Annotated in this window: 24 protein-coding genes; 23 read left to right on the top strand and 1 reads right to left on the bottom strand. The window is 63.9% G+C overall.

Features of this window, described 5'->3' with window-relative positions:
• Positions 1-24 precede the first annotated feature (24 nt).
• Positions 25-1230, bottom strand: coding sequence for a cytochrome b/b6 domain-containing protein (locus tag Q0949_RS19890; protein ID WP_299376627.1), 1206 nt, complete (start codon positions 1228-1230; stop codon positions 25-27).
• Between the two features lie 193 nt (positions 1231-1423).
• On the opposite strand from Q0949_RS19890, the gene fabD reads away from it, so the two are divergent.
• The 23 genes from fabD to Q0949_RS20005 all read left to right on the top strand — a co-directional run bounded on the left by fabD (position 1424) and on the right by Q0949_RS20005 (position 21693).
• Entirely contained in the window at positions 1424-2356 is a 933-nt protein-coding gene (fabD, locus tag Q0949_RS19895) for an ACP S-malonyltransferase (protein ID WP_299376630.1), read from the top strand.
• The gene (locus Q0949_RS19900) at positions 2349-2780 is read left to right on the top strand and encodes a GyrI-like domain-containing protein (protein WP_299376633.1); all 432 of its coding nucleotides are present in this window, start codon (positions 2349-2351) and stop codon (positions 2778-2780) included. Before fabD ends, Q0949_RS19900 begins: the two co-directional genes overlap by 8 nt.
• An 81-nt stretch (positions 2781-2861) precedes the next feature.
• Positions 2862-3599, top strand: a complete 738-nt coding sequence (fabG, locus tag Q0949_RS19905) for a 3-oxoacyl-[acyl-carrier-protein] reductase (protein WP_299376636.1) — start codon at positions 2862-2864, stop codon at positions 3597-3599.
• A 196-nt stretch (positions 3600-3795) separates the two neighbouring features.
• A complete protein-coding gene (locus Q0949_RS19910) occupies positions 3796-4029 on the top strand; it encodes an acyl carrier protein (protein WP_108835828.1) in 234 nt (77 codons plus the stop codon).
• A 148-nt stretch (positions 4030-4177) separates the two neighbouring features.
• A complete protein-coding gene (locus Q0949_RS19915; protein ID WP_299376642.1) occupies positions 4178-4714 on the top strand; it encodes a GNAT family N-acetyltransferase in 537 nt (178 codons plus the stop codon).
• Between the two features lie 162 nt (positions 4715-4876).
• Positions 4877-6139, top strand: a complete 1263-nt coding sequence (fabF, locus tag Q0949_RS19920; RefSeq protein ID WP_299376645.1) for a beta-ketoacyl-ACP synthase II — start codon at positions 4877-4879, stop codon at positions 6137-6139.
• Positions 6139-7305 (top strand): endolytic transglycosylase MltG, encoded by a 1167-nt coding sequence (gene mltG / locus Q0949_RS19925; protein ID WP_299376648.1) that lies wholly within the window; start codon positions 6139-6141, stop codon positions 7303-7305. The genes fabF and mltG overlap by 1 nt, the downstream gene beginning before the upstream one ends.
• A gap of 733 nt (positions 7306-8038) precedes the next feature.
• Entirely contained in the window at positions 8039-9265 is a 1227-nt protein-coding gene (locus Q0949_RS19930; RefSeq protein WP_299376921.1) for a terminase family protein, read from the top strand.
• Between the two features lie 167 nt (positions 9266-9432).
• Entirely contained in the window at positions 9433-10608 is a 1176-nt protein-coding gene (locus Q0949_RS19935; RefSeq protein ID WP_299376651.1) for a phage portal protein, read from the top strand.
• A 4-nt stretch (positions 10609-10612) separates the two neighbouring features.
• Positions 10613-10837, top strand: a complete 225-nt coding sequence (locus tag Q0949_RS19940) for a hypothetical protein (RefSeq protein ID WP_299376654.1) — start codon at positions 10613-10615, stop codon at positions 10835-10837.
• Between the two features lie 14 nt (positions 10838-10851).
• Positions 10852-11415: an HK97 family phage prohead protease gene (locus Q0949_RS19945; protein WP_299376657.1), complete on the top strand. Its 564-nt coding sequence runs from the start codon at positions 10852-10854 to the stop codon at positions 11413-11415.
• A gap of 38 nt (positions 11416-11453) precedes the next feature.
• Positions 11454-12632 (top strand): phage major capsid protein, encoded by a 1179-nt coding sequence (locus Q0949_RS19950; RefSeq protein WP_299376660.1) that lies wholly within the window; start codon positions 11454-11456, stop codon positions 12630-12632.
• A gap of 168 nt (positions 12633-12800) precedes the next feature.
• Positions 12801-13397: a head-tail connector protein gene (locus Q0949_RS19955; protein ID WP_299376662.1), complete on the top strand. Its 597-nt coding sequence runs from the start codon at positions 12801-12803 to the stop codon at positions 13395-13397.
• Positions 13394-13732, top strand: coding sequence for a phage head closure protein (locus Q0949_RS19960; RefSeq protein ID WP_299376665.1), 339 nt, complete (start codon positions 13394-13396; stop codon positions 13730-13732). Before Q0949_RS19955 ends, Q0949_RS19960 begins: the two co-directional genes overlap by 4 nt.
• Positions 13729-14139 (top strand): DUF3168 domain-containing protein, encoded by a 411-nt coding sequence (locus tag Q0949_RS19965; RefSeq protein ID WP_299376668.1) that lies wholly within the window; start codon positions 13729-13731, stop codon positions 14137-14139. Before Q0949_RS19960 ends, Q0949_RS19965 begins: the two co-directional genes overlap by 4 nt.
• A gap of 27 nt (positions 14140-14166) precedes the next feature.
• Positions 14167-14589, top strand: coding sequence for a phage major tail protein, TP901-1 family (locus Q0949_RS19970; RefSeq protein ID WP_299376671.1), 423 nt, complete (start codon positions 14167-14169; stop codon positions 14587-14589).
• The gene (locus Q0949_RS19975) at positions 14586-14903 is read left to right on the top strand and encodes a gene transfer agent family protein (protein WP_299376674.1); all 318 of its coding nucleotides are present in this window, start codon (positions 14586-14588) and stop codon (positions 14901-14903) included. The genes Q0949_RS19970 and Q0949_RS19975 overlap by 4 nt, the downstream gene beginning before the upstream one ends.
• Positions 14900-15118, top strand: coding sequence for a rcc01693 family protein (locus tag Q0949_RS19980; protein ID WP_299376677.1), 219 nt, complete (start codon positions 14900-14902; stop codon positions 15116-15118). Before Q0949_RS19975 ends, Q0949_RS19980 begins: the two co-directional genes overlap by 4 nt.
• Positions 15115-15777 carry a phage tail tape measure protein gene (locus Q0949_RS19985; protein ID WP_299376679.1) on the top strand — a complete coding sequence of 221 codons (663 nt, stop codon included), beginning with the start codon at positions 15115-15117 and terminating at the stop codon, positions 15775-15777. Before Q0949_RS19980 ends, Q0949_RS19985 begins: the two co-directional genes overlap by 4 nt.
• A gap of 21 nt (positions 15778-15798) precedes the next feature.
• Positions 15799-16431 (top strand): DUF2460 domain-containing protein, encoded by a 633-nt coding sequence (locus tag Q0949_RS19990; protein ID WP_299376682.1) that lies wholly within the window; start codon positions 15799-15801, stop codon positions 16429-16431.
• The gene (locus Q0949_RS19995) at positions 16431-17318 is read left to right on the top strand and encodes a DUF2163 domain-containing protein (protein ID WP_299376684.1); all 888 of its coding nucleotides are present in this window, start codon (positions 16431-16433) and stop codon (positions 17316-17318) included. The genes Q0949_RS19990 and Q0949_RS19995 overlap by 1 nt, the downstream gene beginning before the upstream one ends.
• The gene (locus tag Q0949_RS20000; RefSeq protein WP_299376687.1) at positions 17315-17758 is read left to right on the top strand and encodes an NlpC/P60 family protein; all 444 of its coding nucleotides are present in this window, start codon (positions 17315-17317) and stop codon (positions 17756-17758) included. Before Q0949_RS19995 ends, Q0949_RS20000 begins: the two co-directional genes overlap by 4 nt.
• Positions 17758-21693, top strand: coding sequence for a glycoside hydrolase/phage tail family protein (locus Q0949_RS20005; RefSeq protein WP_299376690.1), 3936 nt, complete (start codon positions 17758-17760; stop codon positions 21691-21693). The genes Q0949_RS20000 and Q0949_RS20005 overlap by 1 nt, the downstream gene beginning before the upstream one ends.
• Positions 21694-21748 lie beyond the last annotated feature (55 nt).

The raw sequence follows: 21748 nt of genomic DNA on the forward strand, positions 1-21748 counted from the left end.
GGCTGCGCAGCGGCGACGCCGGACTCAGTTGGCCGCCGCCTGCCGCGCGGTCAGGGACACCTGCACATCCACGTTGAATTTCAGCGAGCCTTCGTCGGTCATGTTGTCGCCAATCCCGAAGGCGCGGCGATCCAGGCTCAGCGCGCCGGTCATCTCTGCGGTACCTGCGTCGAGCACCAGCGTGAAGGGCAGGGTGACGGGCACGGACCGGTCCTTGATGGTCAGCGTGCCTTGCGCCGTGTAGCCCTCCGGTGCCGCGAGGATATCCGCGGCAAAGATGGCCGTCGGGAACGCGCTTGCGTCGAAATAGTCTGGTCCCATCGCCTGTGCCGTGACCGCGCCCAGTGTCAGCGACCCGATGGCGACCATCACCTCGACGTCGCCCGCCACGCCTTGCGTCACGGTTTCGTCAAAGCGGATGGCCGCCGTCCAGTCGGCGAAACTGCCTGTGACCTCGGAGCCCAGCTGCGTCACCGTCAGCGTCAGCGCGCCGTCCTCGACCTGCCAGTCGGACTGGACTGCGGCCAGTGCGGGACCTGTCGCAGGGCCGCCATGCGGGGCATAGACCCCGAGGGCCGCACCCCCGGTGAGGGCAAGCGCCCAGAGGGCGAGTGCGGCCACGATCGGCGCGCCATGGGCGTGTTTTGCGGGGGTCGCGGGCAGGTTGGTCTGGCCAAACCACATGCGCCGCAGGGTTGCGTCCCTGTCGATCACATGGTGCTTCAGCGCGCCGGCGATATGCAGCAGCAATGCGAGGCCCAGCACCTTGGTCAGCACCCAGTGCGCGCCTGCAAATGTGGCCGCCACCGCTTCGGATTTCGGCACCATGGGCAGGGTCTGGCCGAAGGGCCACCAGATCGGGGCGAAACCGGTGGTGGCGGCATGATGGATCCAGCCCGTCAGCGGCACCGCGACCAGACTGCCGTAGAGAAGCCAGTGTACGGTTTCCGCGGCAAGGCTTTCGGCCTTGCGGTCGGGGTGCATCGGCCCGGGCTTGGGCTGGCTCAGCGCCCAGCCGATCCGCGCCAGCGCCACGAAGAACACCGCCACCCCCAGCGTCTTGTGCAGCGAGAACATCCACGCCTTGCGCGTCAACTCCTCTGACGTGTCATAGGGCATCTCGTTTGCAATCAGGCCCAGCGGCATCAGGCTGAGGATCAGCAGGGCGGTCAGCCAGTGAAAGGTCTTGGACACGGCGCCAAAGCTGTTGGCGGAATTGGTCAGGGCCATGAGAGATCTCCGAATGTTGGATACAAGGCAAACACCTGTGGCCCTATGTTTATGCGCGGCGCGGTGCTGACAACCTTGAATGCGCGCACATATGTCGTGCTGGAATGCGCGCATATAAGTCGTGCGCAGTTCTCTTGTCTGGACGGCCCGTGGCCATTACACCGCTGGCAACAGTGACGAAAAGGGGCAGATCATGAGCGTTGCATTCGTATTTCCGGGACAGGGGGCGCAAACCATCGGCATGGGCCGGGACCTGGCAGAGGCCTATCCGGCGGCGCGCGCCGTCTTTGAAGAGGTCGACGCAGCGCTGGGCGAAAACCTGAGCGCGCTGATCTGGGAGGGCGACGCCGAGACGCTGACGCTGACCCAGAACGCGCAGCCCGCGCTGATGGCCACCTCGCTGGCGGCGATGCGCGCGCTCGAGGCCGAAGGCATCGGGATGGACCGCGCTTCCTTTGTGGCCGGGCACTCGCTGGGCGAGTATTCCGCACTTTGTGCCGCCGGAGCGCTCAGCATTGCGGACACGGCGCGGCTCTTGCGGACGCGTGGACAGGCGATGCAAGAGGCGGTGCCCGTGGGCGTGGGCGCCATGGCGGCCCTGCTGGGGCTCGATTTCGAGACGGTGGGCGCGGTCGCGGCCGAGGCGGCGCAGGGCGAGGTCTGTGAGGCGGCCAATGACAACGATCCCGGACAGGTGGTTGTGTCGGGGCACAAGGGGGCCGTGGAACGGGCGGTCGATCTGGCCAAGGCCAAGGGCGCGAAACGCGCGGTCATGCTGCCGGTGTCCGCTCCCTTCCATTGCAGCCTGATGGCCCCGGCCGCGCAGGTCATGGAAACGGCGCTGGCAGGCGTGGATTTCAATGCCCCCGCCGTGCCGGTTGTGCCCAATGTCATGGCCGAGGCCTGCACCGATCCGGACATGTTGCGCGCCAAGCTCGTCGAGCAGGTCACAGGCTCGGTCCGCTGGCGCGAAAGCGTGGCGTGGATGGCCGCGCAGGGCGTGACCGAAATCTGGGAAATCGGCGCAGGCAAAGCGCTGTCTGGCATGATCCGCCGTATTGACCGGGCCATCGCGACACGGGCCGTGGGCGCACCGGGCGACGTGACGTCGGCGCGGGATGGCTGATCTGGTCACCTTGCCGCCGCAGCGGCTGGGCGGGGTCATTGACACCGTGCCCTTTGCAGAGCGGTTGGCGCTGATCCCGGACATCTTCGGGCGGCTGGATGCCGCGATCGGGCTGGCGGGGGTCTTCTTTGTCGGGCCGCAAACGGCGCTTTACCGGATTGACGGCGACCGGATGGAGGTGCGCGTAGGTGTGCCGCTGGATCAGCCGCTGCCGGAGTTCGAGATGTTCGACGCACCCGGCAGCCGCGCGCTGATGCAGCGCCATCGCGGCGGGTTCGACGGGCTGCCGGGCGTATACCAGAGCCTGCACGCAGAAGCCGCGGACCGGGGCTTGACCCGCGGGGCCTGGGCGCGCGAGGTTTACCGGCAGGTGGCGCGGGATCCGGCGCTGAATGTGATCGATATCTATTTGGACGTGTTCTGACCCGCTCTGGCGCGCGCCGGACTTGCGTGGCGCGCCCCGGCATGGCAAGGCGGCGGGAACGTGGAACAGGAGGGGACAGGCATGTTTGACCTGACAGGAAAATCGGCGCTGGTCACCGGCGCATCGGGCGGCATTGGCGCGGATATCGCGCGCACGCTGCACGAAGCGGGCGCAACCGTTGGCCTCAGCGGCACGCGGGTCGACCCGTTGCAGGCGCTGGCGGACGAGTTGGGCGACCGGGCCCACGTACTGCCCTGTAACCTCAGCGATGGCGAAGCCGTGGATGCCCTGCCCAAGGAGGCCGCCGCCGCCATGGGCAGCGTCGACATCCTGGTCAACAACGCGGGCATCACCCGCGACAACCTGTTCATGCGCATGTCCGAAGAGGAATGGGCCTCGGTCCTGAATGTGAACCTGACCTCGACCTTCAAGCTCTGCAAGGGCGTGATGCGCGGCATGATGAAGGCCCGCTGGGGCCGGATCGTGAATATCAGCTCCGTTGTGGGGGCCACGGGCAATCCCGGCCAGGCCAATTATGCGGCGTCCAAGGCGGGCATGATCGGCATGTCCAAGAGCCTCGCCTACGAGGTGGCAAGCCGCGGGATTACCGTGAATGCGGTTGCGCCGGGCTTTATCGCGACGGCAATGACGGACAAGCTGACAGACGACCAAAAGACTGGAATCATGGGGCAAATCCCCGCCGGGCGCATGGGCGAGGCACATGAGATCGCCGCCGCCGTGCTATACCTCGCCAGCCCCGAAGCCGCCTATGTCACAGGCACCACCTTGCACGTGAACGGCGGCATGGCCATGTTGTGACCACGCGTGCCGCACGTCCCACCTCCGGCCTTGCCATCTTTTTGGGATATGCTATAGGCGGCGCAGATTCCGGCGCAGGATCCTGAAACAGGGGCCCCGCGCTTCACCGCCCCAAGGGGGCAAGACCAGAGCCCCGCCAACATGGGGACACCACTTGGGGGCGCAGTATTTGCCCCGGCAGAATGAGGACAGTCATATGAGCGACATCGCCGATCGCGTTAAGAAGATCGTTGTGGAACACCTGGGTGTGGAAGAAGACAAGGTCAGCGAGAACGCTTCGTTCATCGACGATCTTGGCGCTGACAGCCTGGACACCGTCGAGCTGGTCATGGCCTTCGAAGAAGAGTTCGGCATCGAGATTCCCGATGACGCGGCCGAGACCATCCAGACATTCGGCGACGCTGTGGGCTTCATCTCCAAAGCATCCTGAGACAATCGGGCCCTTGTGCCTGATCAGACGGCGTCCTTCCTCGCGGAAGGGCGCCGTTTTTGCGTTCGGCCCCGGACGGTGCTTGCCTTTTGAACACGCTTTGCGCGACAGTTCGAAAAAACCAGAGGGTTCGGGCAGGACACCTTAGATGAACAGACATGTGCCGACGATCAACACGGCGCGGGTGACCCTGCGCGCGATGCGTCCCAGCGATTTCGACCGCTTTGCGGAGATCTGGGCGATGCCCGAAGTGGTGCAGTTCACCGGCGGGCAGGTGCGCGACCGCGATGCGTGCTGGCACAATTTCCTGCGCAATGCGGGCCACTGGCAGATGACCGGTTTTGGCCAGTGGGCCATCGAGGAGCACGGCAGCGGCCGGATGATCGGGCAGGCAGGGTTCTTTTATGGCGCGCGCGGGCTGGGCCCGGATTTCGACGCCGTGCCCGAAGCGGGCTGGGTGCTGACGCCGGATGTGCACGGCAAGGGGTTGGGTCGCGAGGCGACGCAGGCGGCGCATGACTGGTTCGACCGGGTGATCACCGGGCCGCTGGTCTGCATGATAGATCCCGCGCACGCGGTGTCGCTGCAACTGGCGGCGCGGTTGGGGTACGTGCCGATGCGGATGGGGCAGGACCCGGCGGGGCCCGTGCAGTTGATGTCGCGCAAATCCCCGCCGCAGGTGTAGCAAGGCAGCTGTTGCCAAAAGGCGCGCCTATCGGCGCAGGACATGTTTGATTTGGCGCATCGCGGTGCGCTTTGTGCTGGGGGCCTCGGCGTCTTGGGGGGCTTGAACAGAACGGGCCCGCCACTGTATGAGGCGGCACGATGAATGAAAGGGCATGAGCAGATGCGCAGAGTGGTTGTGACAGGATTGGGTCTGGTGACCCCGCTCGCTGATGGGGTCGAGGCCAGCTGGAGCCGTATTCTGGATGGACAGTCCGGGGCGGGGCCGATCACGGGGTTTGATCCCGAGGGGCTGGCCACCACCTATGCCTGCGAAGTGCCTTTGGGCGACGGGTCGGACGGCACGTTCAACGCAGACGCCTACATGGCCCCCAAGGAGCAGCGCAAGGTCGACACCTTTATCATGTTCGGCATGGCGGCGGCGCAGCAGGCGGTCGAGGATTCCGGCTGGATGCCCGAGGGCACCGAAGACCGCGAACGCACCGGCGTTCTGATCGGGTCGGGCATTGGTGGACTGAATTCCATCGCCAACACCGCCGTGATGATGGAAGAGAAGGGCCCGCGCCGTGTGTCGCCGTTCTTTGTCCCCGGCGCGTTGATCAACCTGATTTCCGGTCAGGTCAGCATCAAGTACCAGTTCAAGGGGCCGAACCATTCGGTTGTCACGGCCTGTTCGACGGGTGCGCATGCGATTGGCGATGCCGCCCGTCTGATCATGCTCGGAGATGCGGATGTCATGGTGGCCGGTGGCGCCGAGGCGGCGATCTGCAAGATCGGCATTGCCGGATTCAACGCCTGCAAGGCGCTGTCGACCAAGCGGGCGGATGATCCCAAGGCGGCGAGCCGCCCCTATGACGCAGACCGGGACGGGTTTGTCATGGGCGAAGGTGCCGGCATTGTCGTGCTCGAGGAATACGAGCACGCGGTGGCGCGCGGCGCCAAGATCTATGCCGAGGTCAAGGGCTATGGCCTGTCGGGTGACGCCTATCACATCACGGCCCCGTCCGAGGACGGCGAAGGCGGTGAGCGGTCCATGCGCGCGGCCCTGCGCAGTGCTGGGCTGGAGCCTTCGGACATCGACTATATCAACGCCCATGGCACATCGACCATGGCCGACACGATCGAGCTGGGCGCGGTGGAGCGCCTGATGGGCGGTCACGCGGGCAATGTGACAATGTCGTCGACCAAATCCGCCACCGGGCACCTGCTGGGCGCTGCGGGAGCAATCGAGGCGATCTTTTCGATTCTGGCGATCCGGGATCAGGTTTGTCCGCCGACGATCAACCTGGACAATCCTGCAGTGGAGACGGCGATTGACCTTGCCCCCAATGCCAAGCGCGAACGCAAGGTGGATTACGCCCTGTCCAACAGCTTTGGTTTTGGCGGCACGAATGCCAGCGTGATCTTTGGGAAGGTCGACAGCTGATGTGGCGCGCGGTCGCGTCCAATGCCATCACATTCCTGATCGTGGCGCTGTTCCTCGTGGGGGGCGTGATCCTTTGGGGGCGCGGCCAGTACGAGGGTGACGGGCCGCTGGCGCAGGCCATCTGCTTGCAGGTCGAACGGGGGTCGAATTTCTCACGCGTTAGCCGTGATCTGGAGCGCGAGGGTGCGGTCAGCCATGCCTGGCTGTTCCGGTCGGGGGCGGATTATGCGGGCAAGACGGACCAGCTCAAGGCCGGCAGCTACCTGGTGGAGCCGGGCGCGTCGATGGAAGAGATCGTGGATGTGGTCACGCGCGGCGGGGCAAGCACCTGCGGCACCGAGGTTGTGTACCGCATCGGGGTGAACCGTTTGAGCGCGCAGGTGCGCGAGCTGGACCCAGCGACAAACCGGTTCGTGGAGCGTGTGGCCTTTGAGCCGGGCGAGGACGAAACGCCGGAGATCTATGCGACCGTGAAGGCCGCGCAGGACACGCGGTACCGGGTGGCCATGGCCGAAGGGGTGACCAGCTGGCAGGTGGTCAACGCCCTGCGCGAGATGGACATCCTGCGCGGCGATGTCGACGAGATCCCGCCCGAAGGGGCGCTGGCCCCCGACAGTTACGAAGTGCGGCCCGGAGACGGGCGCGACAGCGTGCTGGCGCGCATGGCCGAGCAGCAGGAGCTGTGGGTCTCTGCCGCCTGGGAGGCGCGCGATCCGGAGACGCCGCTGGCCTCGCCCGAAGAGTTGCTGACGCTGGCCTCGATCATCGAGAAGGAAACCGGCGTGGCCGAGGAGCGGCGGCAGGTGGCGTCGGTGTTCGTAAACCGGATCAACCGCGGCATGCGGTTGCAGACGGACCCGACGGTGATCTATGGGATCACGCGCGGGCAGGGCGTGCTGGGGCGCGGGCTGCGGCGGTCAGAGCTGCGGGCGGCGACGCCGTGGAACACCTATGTCATCGAAGGGCTGCCGCCGACGCCGATTGCGAACCCCGGACGCGCGAGCCTGATGGCCGCGGCACAGCCTGACGAGACGCCCTATGTTTTCTTTGTGGCGGACGGGACGGGCGGGCACGCCTTTGCCGAGACCCTGGACGAGCACAACCGCAACGTGGCGCGCTGGCGCGAGATCGAGGCGGAGCGGGCGAACCAGTCGGACGACGGATAACGCCGCCCCGTGAGCCAAGGTGCGCAGTGAATGCGCACCCTACGGGAGGCCGGTGCGGGGTGTCCCCGCGGGGACACGGAAGGGTTGTGTAGCGATTGCAAGTGGTTACGCGGGCCGTTTACCCCCTGTTAACCCTCTGAGTAGGATTTTGTTAATCATACCGAACGGTTAGCGGATTTTGCGCACACGCATTTCGCTTGACATTGCGAACGGTCACACGTATAACTTGTGACAAGCTAGAAGAAGTGGGTCAGCGGCCCCGGAGAAATCCGGAGGTCGCTTTTTCGTTTCTCTCGTGCGGAGAAATCCCAACGCATGAGAGGTTATGCACACATGACACTGAACACCCCAGCGCTTGATGATGAAGCGCGGACCGAGGAGCTTTTGCTTTCGGTACAGGACTCGCTCCGTGATTTGCGGAACGCGTTCAAGGCTCTCAAAGAAAGAGCCGACATGGGGGAGGACGTCAAAGGCGCTGACATCAGGTCCAACTTTCGGGACTTGGGGACGGTGCTGGTAAATTGCCAGAAATTGGAGACGACGCTTGCAGAAGCCAGGCAAAAACGCGGAAGCCGCGGATCAGGAGGGGCTGTGCTCGACCTTGACGCAGCCCGAGCTGAAGTTCGGTGCGCGCTGGGTCGCATCCGCGCCTGTTGCAGAGCAGGAAGCGTTTCTGAATGAGTTGGGTGAGGGCGCTTTGGGCGCCCTCCCTTTTCTGTTCGAGTTTTGGGCGATGGCGCACCAGCTGCCGCCCGAGGGCGATTGGCGGTCCTGGGTGATCATGGGGGGGCGTGGGGCTGGCAAGACCCGTGCAGGTGCCGAATGGGTCCGGTCGATGGTTGAGGGGCCATTGCCGACGGATCCGGGACGCGCCACCCGTGTGGCCCTGGTGGGCGAGACCCATGACCAGGTGCGGGAAGTGATGATATTTGGCGAAAGCGGCATTCTGGCCTGTTCGCCGCCTGATCGCCGCCCCGAGTGGCAGGCCGGGCGCAAACGTCTGGAGTGGCCCAATGGTGCCGTGGCGACCGTGCATACGGCCCATGATCCAGAAGGGTTGCGGGGGCCGCAATTTGATGCGGCCTGGGTCGATGAGCTGGCCAAGTGGAAGAAGGGTCAGGAGACTTGGGACATGTTGCAGTTTGCGCTGCGGTTGGGCGACGATCCGCGGGTCTGTGTGACCACGACGCCGCGCAATGTGGGTGTGCTGAAAGCGCTGCTGGAGCAGCCTTCGACCGTGACCACCCACGCGCCAACGGAGGCGAATGCCGCCAATCTGGCGGCGTCTTTCCTGTCGGAGGTGCGGGCGCGCTATGCGGGTACGCGGCTGGGGCGGCAGGAGCTGGATGGGTTGCTGTTGAGTGATGCCGAGGGGGCGTTGTGGACCAGCGACATGTTGGCGGCCTGTCACAAGAAGGGATTTTTCCATTTTGACCGCATTGTTGTGGGCCTTGATCCGGCGATCACCAGCGGCAAGGCGGCGGATGAGTGCGGGATCATCGTGGTCGGCGCGCATATGCAGGGCCCGCCGCAGGAGTGGACCGCGCATGTGATTTGCGACGCCTCAGTGCAGGGCGCGCGCCCGTCGGAATGGGCGCGGGTGGCGGTGGAGGCCGTGGACACCTGGGACGCGGACCGGCTGGTGGCGGAGGTCAATCAGGGCGGTCAGATGGTGGGCGAGGTGGTCCGCCAGATCGACCCGATGGTGCCATACAAGGCGGTCCATGCCAGCCGGGGCAAGGTGGCCCGCGCAGAGCCGATAGCCGCCCTTTACGAGCAGGGGCGGGTGACACATACGCCGCACCTGACCGCGCTTGAGGACCAGATGGTGCAGATGACGCGGCGCGGCTATCTGGGTGACGGATCGCCGGACCGGGTCGATGCGCTGGTCTGGGCGTTGCACGAGTTGATGATCGAGCCCGCGCGGGAGTACCGCCGGCCCGGCGTGCGCGGGTTGTAGGCCCGCGGGCTGCAGTTTCAGAACGGCCCTTCGGGGAGAGTTTATTTGGCAAGATGATACGGGGGATCCGTCCCTTGTGGTGTGGGCAGTCCTGAAATGGGGCTGCCTTTTTCGTTGGTATGGACGGGGCCGGGCGGCCCTTGGGATCACGGATAGGAGACCCGAGAATGGTGTTTGATTTCTTTCGGAACCGGGCCGCGGTGGACGCGCCGGAGCAAAAGGCCAGTGCCACGGGGAAAGTCGTGGCGTGGCAGACCGGCGGGCGCGTGGCGTGGAGCCCGCGCGATGCGGTGTCGCTGACGCGGTCGGGGTTTTCGGGCAATCCGGTGGGGTTTCGGTCGGTCAAATTGATTGCCGAGGCGGCGGCGGCCTTGCCGCTGGTGCTGCAAGATGCCGAGCAGCGGTTTGAGACGCATCCCGTTCTGTCGTTGATCAAGCGGCCCAATCCCGGTCAGGGGCGGGCGGAGTTGCTGGAGGCGCTCTATGCGCAGCTGTTGCTGTCGGGCAATGCCTATGTGGAAGCGGTGGCGGGTGAGAGCGGCGCGCCGCTGGAGCTGCATGTGTTGCGGTCGGACCGAATGTCGGTGGTGCCGGGGGCCGATGGGTGGCCGGTGGCCTATGACTATTCGGTGTCGGGCAAGACGCATCGGTTTGATGCCAGCGGTGCGGTAAGCCCGATCTGTCACATCAAGAGCTTTCACCCGCAGGACGACCATTACGGGTTTTCGCCGATGCAGGCCGCTGCCATGGCGCTGGATGTGCACACGGCGGCGTCGCGGTGGTCGAAGTCCTTGCTGGACAATGCGGCCCGTCCGTCGGGGGCGATTGTCTACAAGGGGCAGGAGGGTCAGGGGCATCTGAGTGTCGACCAGTATGACCGTCTGGTGTCGGAGATCGAGACCAACCATTCGGGTGCGCGCAACGCGGGGCGGCCGATGTTGCTGGAAGGTGGTCTGGATTGGAAGCCTATGGGGTTCTCTCCATCCGACATGGAGTTTCAGAAGACCAAGGAGGCGGCCGCGCGGGAGATCGCATTGGCCTTTGGGGTGCCGCCGATGCTCTTGGGCATCCAGGGCGATGCAACCTATGCCAATTATCAGGAGGCCAACCGGGCCTTTTACCGGCTGACCGTGTTGCCGCTGGCCACGCGGGTGGCGGCGGCGCTGGCCGAGTGGCTGGGCGGGCATACCGGCGAGGATGTGGTGCTGGCGCCCGATCTGGATCAGGTGCCGGCGTTGTCGGCGGAACGCGATGCGCAGTGGGCGCGGGTGGTGCAGGCCGATTTCCTGACCGAGGCCGAAAAGCGCCGGATGCTGGGGCTGCCCGCCTTGGCCGAGGAGTAGGGCCATGGATGACGGCGGTTTGGACCGGTTCGCCTGTGCGCCCGGTCTGCGGCTGGAGGCGCATGAACGCCTGACGGCGGTGCATTTCGACAACCTGGGCAAGCGGCTCGACCGGCTGGAAGAGCTGATGGAGCGGCTTGAGAAACGGCTGTGGCTGACCGTTTACGGCGTGGTCGCTGTCATTCTGGCCACCGGGTTTCAATCAATCATGGCGGCCATTCCGCATTGAAAAGGAGACAACAGATGCATGCAGAGACCGGTCTGGAGACAAAATTTGCGCGCTTTGGCGACGGCATCAAGGTGCAGGATGATCACGTGATCGAAGGCTATGCCAGTCTGTTTGGTGCCTGCGATCAGGGCGGGGACGTTGTGCGCGCTGGCGCTTATGCGGCGTCGCTGGGTGCGATTGCCGCCGAAGGGCGCAGCGTAAAGATGCTGTGGCAGCACGATCCGGCCTTTCCCATCGGTGTGTGGGACGAGGTCCGCGAGGATGGCCGGGGCCTGTGGGTCAAGGGCCGTCTGCTGCCGGGGGTGGCCAAGGGCCGCGAGGCGATGGACCTGATCCAGGCGGGCGCCATTGACGGGCTGTCCATCGGCTATCGCACGGTGAAAGCCACAAAGAACGACAAGGGCCAGCGGCTCTTGACCGAACTGGAGCTTTGGGAGGTGTCTTTGGTCACGTTCCCGATGCTGCCCAGTGCGCGGGTGTCGGCAAAATCGGAAGAACGCAACGCGTTCGACGATGACACGCTGCGTGATATGGCGGCGGCCCTTTGGGTTGCCCGCGAAAGCCTGGCACAGCGCTGACGCGCACGCCATTTCAACCCACCATCAAGGACATGCTTATGAGCAAGACCGAGATTAAGGCTCGGGCCGGGGAAGGTTTGTCCCCAGTCCAAGAAGTTGCCGAAGCTATGAACGGTTTCGTCAACGAATTGAAAGGCTTCAAAGCCGACGTTCAAACCAAACTTCAACAAACAGAAGAGCGACTGACCATGCTGGATCGGAAAAACATGACTGCGGCGCGCACCCCTCTGGCCGGTGCCGTCGACTTTGGGGCCCCTCATCAGAAGGCGTTCAACGCCTATCTGCGTTCGGGCGAAGATGACGGCCTGCGCGGCCTTGAGCTGGACGGCAAATCGCTGTCGACGGCGGTGAATTCGGATGGCGGTTACCTCGTCGATCCGCAGACATCGGAGAGCGTGAAATCGGTTCTGAACGCCACGGCGTCGATCCGTTCCATTGCGTCCGTCGTCAATGTCGAGGCGACGTCCTATGACGTGTTGGTCGACCACGGCGATGTGGGCACCGGCTGGGCCACAGAAACGGCCAGCCTGACCGAGACGGACACGCCGTCCATCGACCGCATCACCATCCCGCTGCACGAGCTGTCGGCCCTGCCCAAGGCATCGCAGCGCCTGCTGGACGACGCGGCGTTTGACATCGAAGCGTGGCTGGCCGGTCGCATCGCGGACAAGTTTGCCCGCGCAGAGGCGGCATCCTTCGTGTCCGGCGACGGCATCGACAAGCCCAAGGGTTTCCTGACGCACACATCTGTCGACAATGACGTGTGGGCCTGGGGCAACCTCGGCTATGTGCCCACGGGTGTGGACGGTGACGTGACCGCAGAGGCGATCATCGACCTAGTTTACGCGCTGGGTGCCGAATACCGTGCCAACGCGACCTTCGTGATGAACTCCAAGACGGCGGGCATCGTGCGCAAGCTGAAGGACAATGACGGCCGTTTCCTGTGGACCGACGGTCTGGCCGCCGGTCAGCCTGCGGTTCTGATGGGCTATCCCGTGCTGATCGCCGAAGACATGCCCGACGCCGCAACCGGTGCTGACGCGATTGCCTTTGGTGATTTCGCTGCGGGTTACACCGTGGCCGAGCGTCCCGATCTGCGTGTTCTGCGTGATCCCTTCAGCGCCAAGCCGCACGTGCTGTTCTATGCGACCAAGCGTGTGGGCGGTGACGTGAGCGACTTTGCCGCGATCAAGCTGCTGAAATTCGCGACCGCCTGAACGGTGTGAGCGGATGACCGGGGGCGGGCGCAAGCCTGCCTCTGGTTCCCGGGTGCGCGCTGGAAGTGCGCCGTGTTGTCTAGCTGCTCCCCTCCGTCCGAGCAATGCGGACTGGCGCGCGCCCGGACCTGATGGGGTCGAGGGGCAGAATTCGTGTGGAGATGTTCCATGATGTTGATCGAAGAGACCACAATGCCCGATGGCGCATTGCCGGTCGAAGAATTCAAGGCGCATCTGCGTCTGGGCAGCGGGTTTGGGGAAAGCAGCGTGCAAGACGCTGTTTTGACCAGCTTTCTGCGGGCGGCTGTCGCCGCGATAGAGGCGCGCACGGGCAAGGCGTTGTTGGAGCGGGCGTTTTCGCTGACCGTGTCCGACTGGGCGGGGCTGGACGCGCATGGGTTGCCGGTGGCGCCGGTGGTCGCGGTCACGGGCATCAGCCTGATTGACCGGACCGGCGGAACCACGGCGGCGGCCAGCGATGTGTTCTGGCTGGAGCGTGACACGCACCGGCCGCGTGTGCGCGCGGTGGGGGCCTGTTTGCCGGTGGTGCCTGCGGGCGGCACGGCGTCGGTTGCGTTTACCGCAGGCTACGGGCCCAACTGGTCTGACATTCCATCGGATCTGGCCCATGCGGTGATGCTGCTTGCGGCGCATTATTACGAGTACCGGGACGAAACGAGCCTGAGCGAGGGGTGCATGCCGTTTGGTGTGACCAGCCTGATCGAGCGCTATCGTCCGCTGCGTCTGGGCGGGGGGGCGTCATGAGCGTGCCGCGCCTGAACCGGCGGCTGACGCTGGAAACGCCGGGCCGCGTGGCCGATGGGGCGGGCGGGTTTGCGGAAACCTGGACCACCCTGGGCGTGGTCTGGGCCGAGCTGACCGCGCGCACGGGCCGCGAGCGGCAGGTGGCGGCGGCGGCGCTGTCGATGGTGCCCTTCAGGATCGTGGTGCGGGGTGCGCCGATGGGCCATCCCGAACGGCCTCTGCCGGACCAGCGGTTTCGCGACGGGGGCCGGGTGTTTCACATCCGGTCGGTGGCCGAGCGCGATGGGGATGGCCGGTATCTGGTCTGTATGGCGGATGAAGAGGTGGTGTCATGAGCTATGCCGTTTCAGCCGCCCTGCAATCGGCCGTTTTTGCCGCCCTGACCACGGATGACGATGTGCAGGACGCGGTGAATGGTGCCGTCTATGACGCGCTGCCCAGCGGTGTGTTGCCCAGCATTTATGTCAGCCTTGGTGGCGAGACGGTGCGGGCCGAGAATGACAAGACCGGCGCGGGTGCAGCGCACCGCTTTGTCATCTCGGTGGTGACGGATGTGCCCGGGTTCCATGCGGCCAAGGTCGCGGCGGGTGCCGTATGCGACGCGCTGCACGAGGCCGACATGGCGCTGAGCCGGGGCCGGTTGGTGTCGATGAAATTTGACCGCGCGCGGGCTGTAATGATCGACAAAGGCGCTGGCCGCCGGATCGACCTGACCTTTCGCGCACGGGTCGAAGACGAATAACCCTTTAGTTTCAAACGGAGAATACCCATGGGTGCTCAGAACGGAAAAGACCTGCTGATCAAGGTCGACATGACCTCGGACGGCCAGTTCGAGACGATTGCGGGCCTGCGGGCCACGCGTGTGAGCTTTAACGCCGAGGCGGTGGATGTCACCAGCCTGGAGAGCCAGGGCGGGTGGCGTGAGCTGCTCGCGGGTGCGGGCGTGCGGTCGGCCAATATTTCGGGCTCGGGCGTGTTCAAGGACGAGGGCACGGATGAACGTGCGCGCCAGATCTTCTTTGACGGCGAAACGCCGGCCTTTCAGGTGATCGTGCCCGAGTTCGGCATCGTCGAGGGGCCGTTTCAGGTGACCGCGCTGGAATACAGCGGCAGCCACAACGGTGAGGCGACCTATGAGCTGTCGCTGGCATCGGCGGGTGCGCTGACGTTTACGGCGCTTGCCGGGGCATGACCAATCCTTGGAGGGGAGAGGTGACGCTGGTCATCGACGGGCAGCCGTGTGTCATGCGGCTGACCCTTGGGGCGCTGGCGGGGCTGGAGGCCACGTTGGCGGAGCCGTCGTTGGTGGCGTTGGTGGAGCGGTTCGAGCAGGGCCGTTTTTCCAGCGCGGATGTGCTGGCGCTGCTCAAGGCGGGGCTGCGGGGCGGTCAGTGCCCAGTAGCGCCTGACGCGTTGGATCATGCCGAGATCGAGGGCGGGCCCATGGGTGCCGCCCGTGCGGCGGCCGAGCTGATCGCGCGCGCCTTTGTGGTGCCGGGCGCATGAGCCAGGGCCTGGACTGGCCCGCATTGATGCGGGCCGGCATGCAGGGATTGCGCCTGACGCCGGAGGCGTTCTGGGCGCTGACCCCTGCGGAGTTGCAAGTGATGTTGGGTGATCCGGGCCGCACGGCCCCGTTGCTGAGCGACGGTCTGGACGCGTTGATGGCCGCCTGGCCCGACGCGGCACCCGACACGACATCGAATGGGAGCGCCACATGAGCGACTACAGAGACGAGATCGAAGGCCTGGATGAACATACGGACGGTCTGCGTCAGACGCTGGATGCGACATCCGTGATGGTGACCAGTTTCGACAGCGAATTGCGCCGGATGCGCGAGAGCCTCGCGGCGACGGGCAAGGACGTGGCCACCCTGGAAAAAGGGCTGTCGCGCGGGTTGCGCAAGGCGTTTGACGGGTTGGTTTTTGATGGGCTGAGCCTGTCGGATGCGCTGAACACCGTGGCCAATTCGATGATCAACGCCACCTACAATGCCGCAATAAAGCCGGTAACCGACCATGTGGGCGGGTTGCTGGCCAGTGGTGTAGGCGGGCTGGTGCAGGGGGTGCTGCCCTTTGCCGATGGCGCGCCGTTCAGCCAGGGCCGGGTGATGCCCTTTGCCAGTGGCGGCATCGTGAGCCAGGCGACGCCCTTTGGCATGCGGGGCGGCATGGGCGTGATGGGTGAGGCGGGGCCAGAGGCGATCATGCCGCTGGCGCGCGGGCCTGACGGCAAGTTGGGTGTGCGTGGCGGCGGCGGGTCATCGCCCACGGTCGTGATGAACATCACCACGCCGGACGTGCAGGGATTTGCCCGCTCGCAAAACCAGATTGCCGCGCAGATGAACCGCGCCTTGGGGCGTGCCAATCGCAATCGTTAAGACTTTAGGGGAGCTAAAGATATGCAATTTCATGAGGTCCGCTTTCCTGCGTCCTTGAGCTTTGGCTCGGTCGGGGGACCGGAGCGTCGCACCGAGGTTGTGACGCTTGCCAACGGGTTCGAGGAGCGCAACACGCCCTGGGCGAATTCGCGCCGCCGCTATGATGCCGGTCTGGGGCTGCGGTCGCTGGACGATATCGAAACGCTGATCGCGTTTTTCGAGGCGCGCATGGGGCAGATGTACGGGTTTCGCTGGAAAGACTGGTCGGATTTCAAATCCTCTGCCGCCAGCGCGGAGCCGGTGTTCAGCGACCAGACGATTGCCCGCGGTGATGCGGTGCAGGCGGCGTTCCCCTTGGTCAAGGTCTATCGCTCGGGCGAGAACAGCTATGCCCGGCCCATCACCAAACCGGTGCTGGGGTCGGTGCGTGTGGGGCTGGGCCGCGACGAGATGAAGGAGGGCGTCGATTACGAGATCGACGTGAACACCGGACTTGTCACGTTCCAGCACCCGCCCGAAGAGGATGTGGAGATCACCGCCGGGTTCGAATTCGACGTGCCGGTCCGCTTTGACACGGACCAGATCCAGACATCGGTGTCCAGTTTTCAGGCGGGCAGCGTGCCCAATGTGCCGATCATCGAGGTGCGGGTCTGATGAGTGGGCAGAGTGATGCGTTTCTGGCGCATACGGCGACGGGTTTGACGACCCTGTGCCGGGCTTGGGCGATTGTCCGGGTGGATGGAACGACCTTTGGGTTTACCGATCACGACCGGGCGTTGAGCTTTGACGGGATCACGTTCAGCGCGGAGACAGGCCTGTCTGCCTCGGCGCTGGCGCAAAGCACGGGGCTGAGCGTTGACAACACCGAGGCGCTGGGCGCGTTGAGCGACGCGGCCATTCGCGAGGACGAGATCGAGGCGGGCCGTTTCGACGGGGCCGAGGTGCGCGCGTGGCTGGTGAACTGGGCGGATCCGGATGTCCGCTGGTTGCAGTTTCGTGGAACGATCGGCGAATTGCGCCGTGCGGGCGGAGCGTTTCACGCCGAGCTGCGCGGGTTGACAGAGGCGCTGAACCGACCGCTGGGACGGATCTATCAGAAGCCGTGCACCGCCGTTCTGGGTGATGGCAATTGCCGGTTTGATCTGACGCAGCCCGGGTACCGTTTCGAAGGTCCCGCAGACCGGATCACGGATGGTCGCGTGTTTGAGTGGGACGATCTGGCGGGGTTTGAACCCGCATGGTTCCAGCGCGGGCGGCTGGATGTGATGGACGGTGCGGCGGCGGGCCTTTGGGGCATGATCAAGCATGATGTGTTTGACGGCACGGTCCGCCGGATCGAGCTGTGGGAGCCGGTGCGCGGGCCGGTTGGGCTGTCCGACAGTCTGCGCCTGACCACCGGGTGCGACAAGCGGTTCGAGACCTGCCGTCTGAAGTTCAACAACCTTGTCAATTTCCAGGGCTTTCCTGATCTGCCCAGTGACGATTGGGTCATGGCCTATCCCAAGAGCAGTGGGCCGAATTCCGGGGGGAGCTTGCGATGACTGGATCACGGATCACTACAGTGGCGCGGGACTGGATCGGCACGCCATATGTGCACCAGATGGCCGCGAAACAGGCGGGCTGCGATTGCCTTGGCCTTGTGCGCGGTGTGTGGCGCGATGTGGTCGGCGCAGAGCCCGAACGCCCGCCCGCCTACACCATGGACTGGTCCGAGCCGCAGGGCGAAGAGCGGTTGTGGGAGGCGGCGATGCGCCATTTGCGCGCCAAACCGCTGGAAGCGGCGGCGCCGGGCGATGTCATCCTGTTCCGCATGCGCGCCACGTCCGTGGCCAAGCATCTGGGCATCCAGAGTGCCGTAGGCGACCGCCCGACATTCATTCACGCGTATAGCGGCCACGGTGTCGTTGAAAGCCCGCTGAGTGCGCCATGGGCGCGCCGGGTGGTTGCGCGTTTTGCATTTCCGTTTGAGGAGGCCAGCTGATGGCGACTGTTGTTCTTTCGGCCGCGGGTGCCGCCGTTGGCGGGTCTTTGGGCGGCACCTTTGCGGGCCTTTCTTCGGTGGCCATCGGGCGCGCGGTCGGGGCGACATTGGGCCGTGTCATCGACCAGCGCGTCATGGGCCAAGGATCGGACGTTGTCGAACATGGCAAGGTGGATCGGTTCCGGCTGACCAATTCGGGTGAGGGGGCAGCTATTTCGCAGCTCTATGGTCGGATGCGGATGGGCGGTCAGGTGATCTGGGCGTCCGATTTCATCGAGACAGTCAATGTGACGCCGGGTGCCGGCAAGGGGGCGGGGCCATCGACGCCAGACACGCGCGAATACAGCTATTCCGTGAACATTGCATTGGCGATTTGTGAGGGCGAGATTACGCGCGTGGGCCGTGTTTGGGCCGACGGGGACGAAGTGTCGCCGAATGATCTGAACATGCGCGTCTATAACGGTGCTGCGGATCAGTTGCCTGATCCCTTGATGGAGGCGATCGAAGGGCAGGGCCGTGTGCCCGCGTATCGCGGCACGGCGTATGTGGTCATCGAAAACCTGGCGCTGAGCGCATTCGGCAATCGTGTGCCGCAGTTTTCGTTTGAAGTGGTGCGCCCGGAGCAGCCGGGGCAGGAGGGCGCCGAAGACGAGATGACGCGCGCGATCCGTGGCGTCGCGTTGATGCCGGGCACGGGTGAGTACGCGCTGGCGACGACTGCGGTGAACTATGTCGACGGCAATCTGGGCCGTTGGAGTGCGAACGTGAACACGCCTGCGGGACGTTCGGATTTTTCGGAGTCGCTGGATGCGATGAACGATGAGTTGCCCAACTGCGATGCCACGTCCCTGATTGTGTCATGGTTTGGCAACGACCTGCGCTGCGGTCAATGCGAGCTGAAGCCCAAGGTCGAGCGCAAGGACATCGATGGTGAGAATATGCCGTGGGGGGTGTCCCACACCGCGCGGGTCTGGGTCGAGGAAATTCCGCGCGTGGATGGCCGACCGATCTATGGTGGCACACCCGCCGATACCGCTGTGGTCGAAGCGATCCGTGCGCTGAACGAGGATGGCAAAAAGGTGATGTTCTATCCCTTTATCCTGATGGACCAGCTGGAAGGCAACACGCTGTCTGATCCATACAATCCCGATGGAACACAGCCGCACCTGCCGTGGCGCGGACGTATTACTTTGTCGCGGGCGCCAGGAGTCGAGGGATCGCCGGAAGGCACGGCTGCAGCCGACGCTGAAGTCGATGCGTTCTTTGGGACGATCAAGGCAGAGCATTTCGGCACGGGTGAGGTCTTTACCTATAGCGGTCCGCCGAACGAATGGTCGCTTTCACGCTTTATCGTCCACTACGCTGCCATTTGCGCTTATTCTGGCGGGGTGGATTCATTCTGCATTGGCTCGGAATTGCGTGGATTGACTCAAATTCGCGGGGCCGGAAACGCATTTGTCGTGGTCGAAAAGCTGCGCGCGCTCGCGGCCGAAGTGCGCAAGCTGTTGGGTCCGGATACGAAGATCAGCTATGCGGCGGATTGGACGGAATATTTTGGCTATCAACCGCAGGATGGAACGGGAGACCGGTATTTCCATCTTGATCCGCTTTGGTCGGACCCGAACATCGATTTTATCGGCATCGACAACTATATGCCGTTGTCGGATTGGCGAGAGGGCAACGATCACACTGACGCGCAAAGCTGGGACAGTATTTTCGACCTCGACTATCTGAAGTCGAACATTGCGGGTGGAGAGGGGTATGACTGGTTCTACCACTCGGACGAGGCGGACGCGGCACAGATCCGCACACCGATCACGGACGGCGAACACAATGAGCCGTGGGTTTGGCGGTACAAGGACATCCGGAACTGGTGGTCCAACCCGCATCACGAACGCGTCGGCGGCGTGCGCGCAGAAACCCCCACCGATTGGGCGCCGGGTTCGAAACCTATCTGGTTTACGGAACTGGGATGTGCCGCCGTTGACAAGGGCACCAATCAACCCAACAAGTTCCTGGATCCCAAGTCATCGGAAAGCAGCCTGCCCAAATATTCAAACGGGGCGCGGGACGATTTCATCCAGAAACAGTATCTGCGGGCGATGCACAGCTTTTGGCGGGACAGCGACAACAATCCGACCTCCGAAATCTATGGAGCGCCGATGATCGACATGTCCAAGGCGTTTGTCTGGGCTTGGGACACGCGGCCTTATCCGTTCTTCCCCAATTCGGTCAGCACGTGGACGGATGGCGTGAATTACCCACGCGGCCACTGGATCAATGGGCGGACGTCGACCCGATCACTGGCGTCTGTCGTTGGAGAAATCTGTGACAGAGCCGGGTTGAGGGATTACGACACGTCGCGGTTGATCGGAACGGTGCGGGGATATGTCATTGACGATGTATCTGATGCACGGAGCGCATTGCAGCCGTTGATGTTGCGCTATGCGTTTGACGCGGTCGAGAGGGACGGGGTTTTGCGGTTCGTGATGCGTACCGGTGAACGGCCTGCTGTTCTGGCTCCGGAGACGCTTGCGCTGAGCGATGATCTGAATGGCAGCCTGGAGCAGTCGCGCGAATCCGACGCGGATCTGTCTGGGCGGGTGCGTTTGCGGTTTGTGCAGACAGATGGAAATTTCGATGTCCTGTCCGAAGAAGCGGTATTGGCCGAGGATGCGACACATGCGGTGTCTACTACTGATCTGGCGCTTGCGATGACGCGCCCTGAGGGCCGACAGGTGACCGAACGTTGGCTGACAGAGGCGCGTGTCGCAAGAGAGACGGTGCGCATTGCGCTGCCACCTTCGAAGATTGGAGTAGGGGCGGGAGATGTCGTCGAAATCGCAGCGGACCAGTCTGAAGGCACTTCGCGCTATCGCGTCGACCGGGTGGAGCATGGCCAAATGCAATTGCTGGAGGCGGTCCGGATTGAACCGGAAGTTTATACACCGTCCGATCTCGCCGATGAGCTCGCCTCGGTTCGGGAATTCGTTCCGCCCGTGCCTTTGACTTCCGTGTTCCTTGACCTGCCGTTGTTGACCGGTGCCGAGATCGAACACGCGCCTTACATTGCCGCCACCGGTACGCCGTGGCCGGGAAGTGTCGCTCTCTATCAGTCGTCCACGGATGCAAACTTCTTCCTGAATACTTTGATTGCAGCGCGGTCCTCAATCGGGTTCACGAAAACTGCGTTGGCACCTGCCGGGAGCGGACGGATTGATCTTGGTGCACCTTTGGAAATCTCGCTGAACCATGGGGTGCTATCGTCGATTTCTGATGCGGCGCTGCTGGCAGGTGGAAATTTGATCGCCATTGGTGATGGTTCGTCGGACAAATGGGAGCTGATGCAGTTCCGCGATGCAGAACTGATCGGACCGGGCCAGTATTTGTTGACGCACCGACTGCGTAGTCAGCTCGGGTCGGATGCCGTGTCTGACGGATCATGGCCGGCTGGATCTTGGGTCGTGTTGCTGAACGGTATTCCTCAGCAAATCGAGCTGTCGCCCAATCTGAGGCGGATATCCCAGACCTTCCGGATCGGGCCTGCGCGCCGTGGACTTGACGATCCTTCCTATCAGGAAATCGAACGCGCCTTTGACGGCAATGGGCTGCGACCCTACAAACCCGTGCACCTCAAGGCTGAGCGCAACGGTTTGGACCTGGATGTATCGTGGATCCGACGGACGCGGATTGATGGAGACAATTGGGAGCTGTCCGATGTCCCGTTGGGTGAAGAGACTGAATCCTACACTGTCAGGTTGATGCGCGATGGTGCTGTCGTACGCGAACACGTGGTGACAACGCCTGAATGGATATACACGTCGGCGATGCAATTGGCTGACGGAATCCTGGGTACCCTGTTTTCAGTTGAGGTTGCACAGAACTCCGCCAGATATGGTGTGGGTCCGTTTGCGACGCTGGCCCTCGTCGCGTAGAAAATTACGCGGCCTAAGTTTTTCTTTAGTTTCCTGATAATTATCAGCTCTGCGC

This window comes from uncultured Tateyamaria sp. (assembly GCF_947487805.1).
Classification (GTDB): Bacteria; Pseudomonadota; Alphaproteobacteria; order Rhodobacterales; family Rhodobacteraceae; genus Tateyamaria.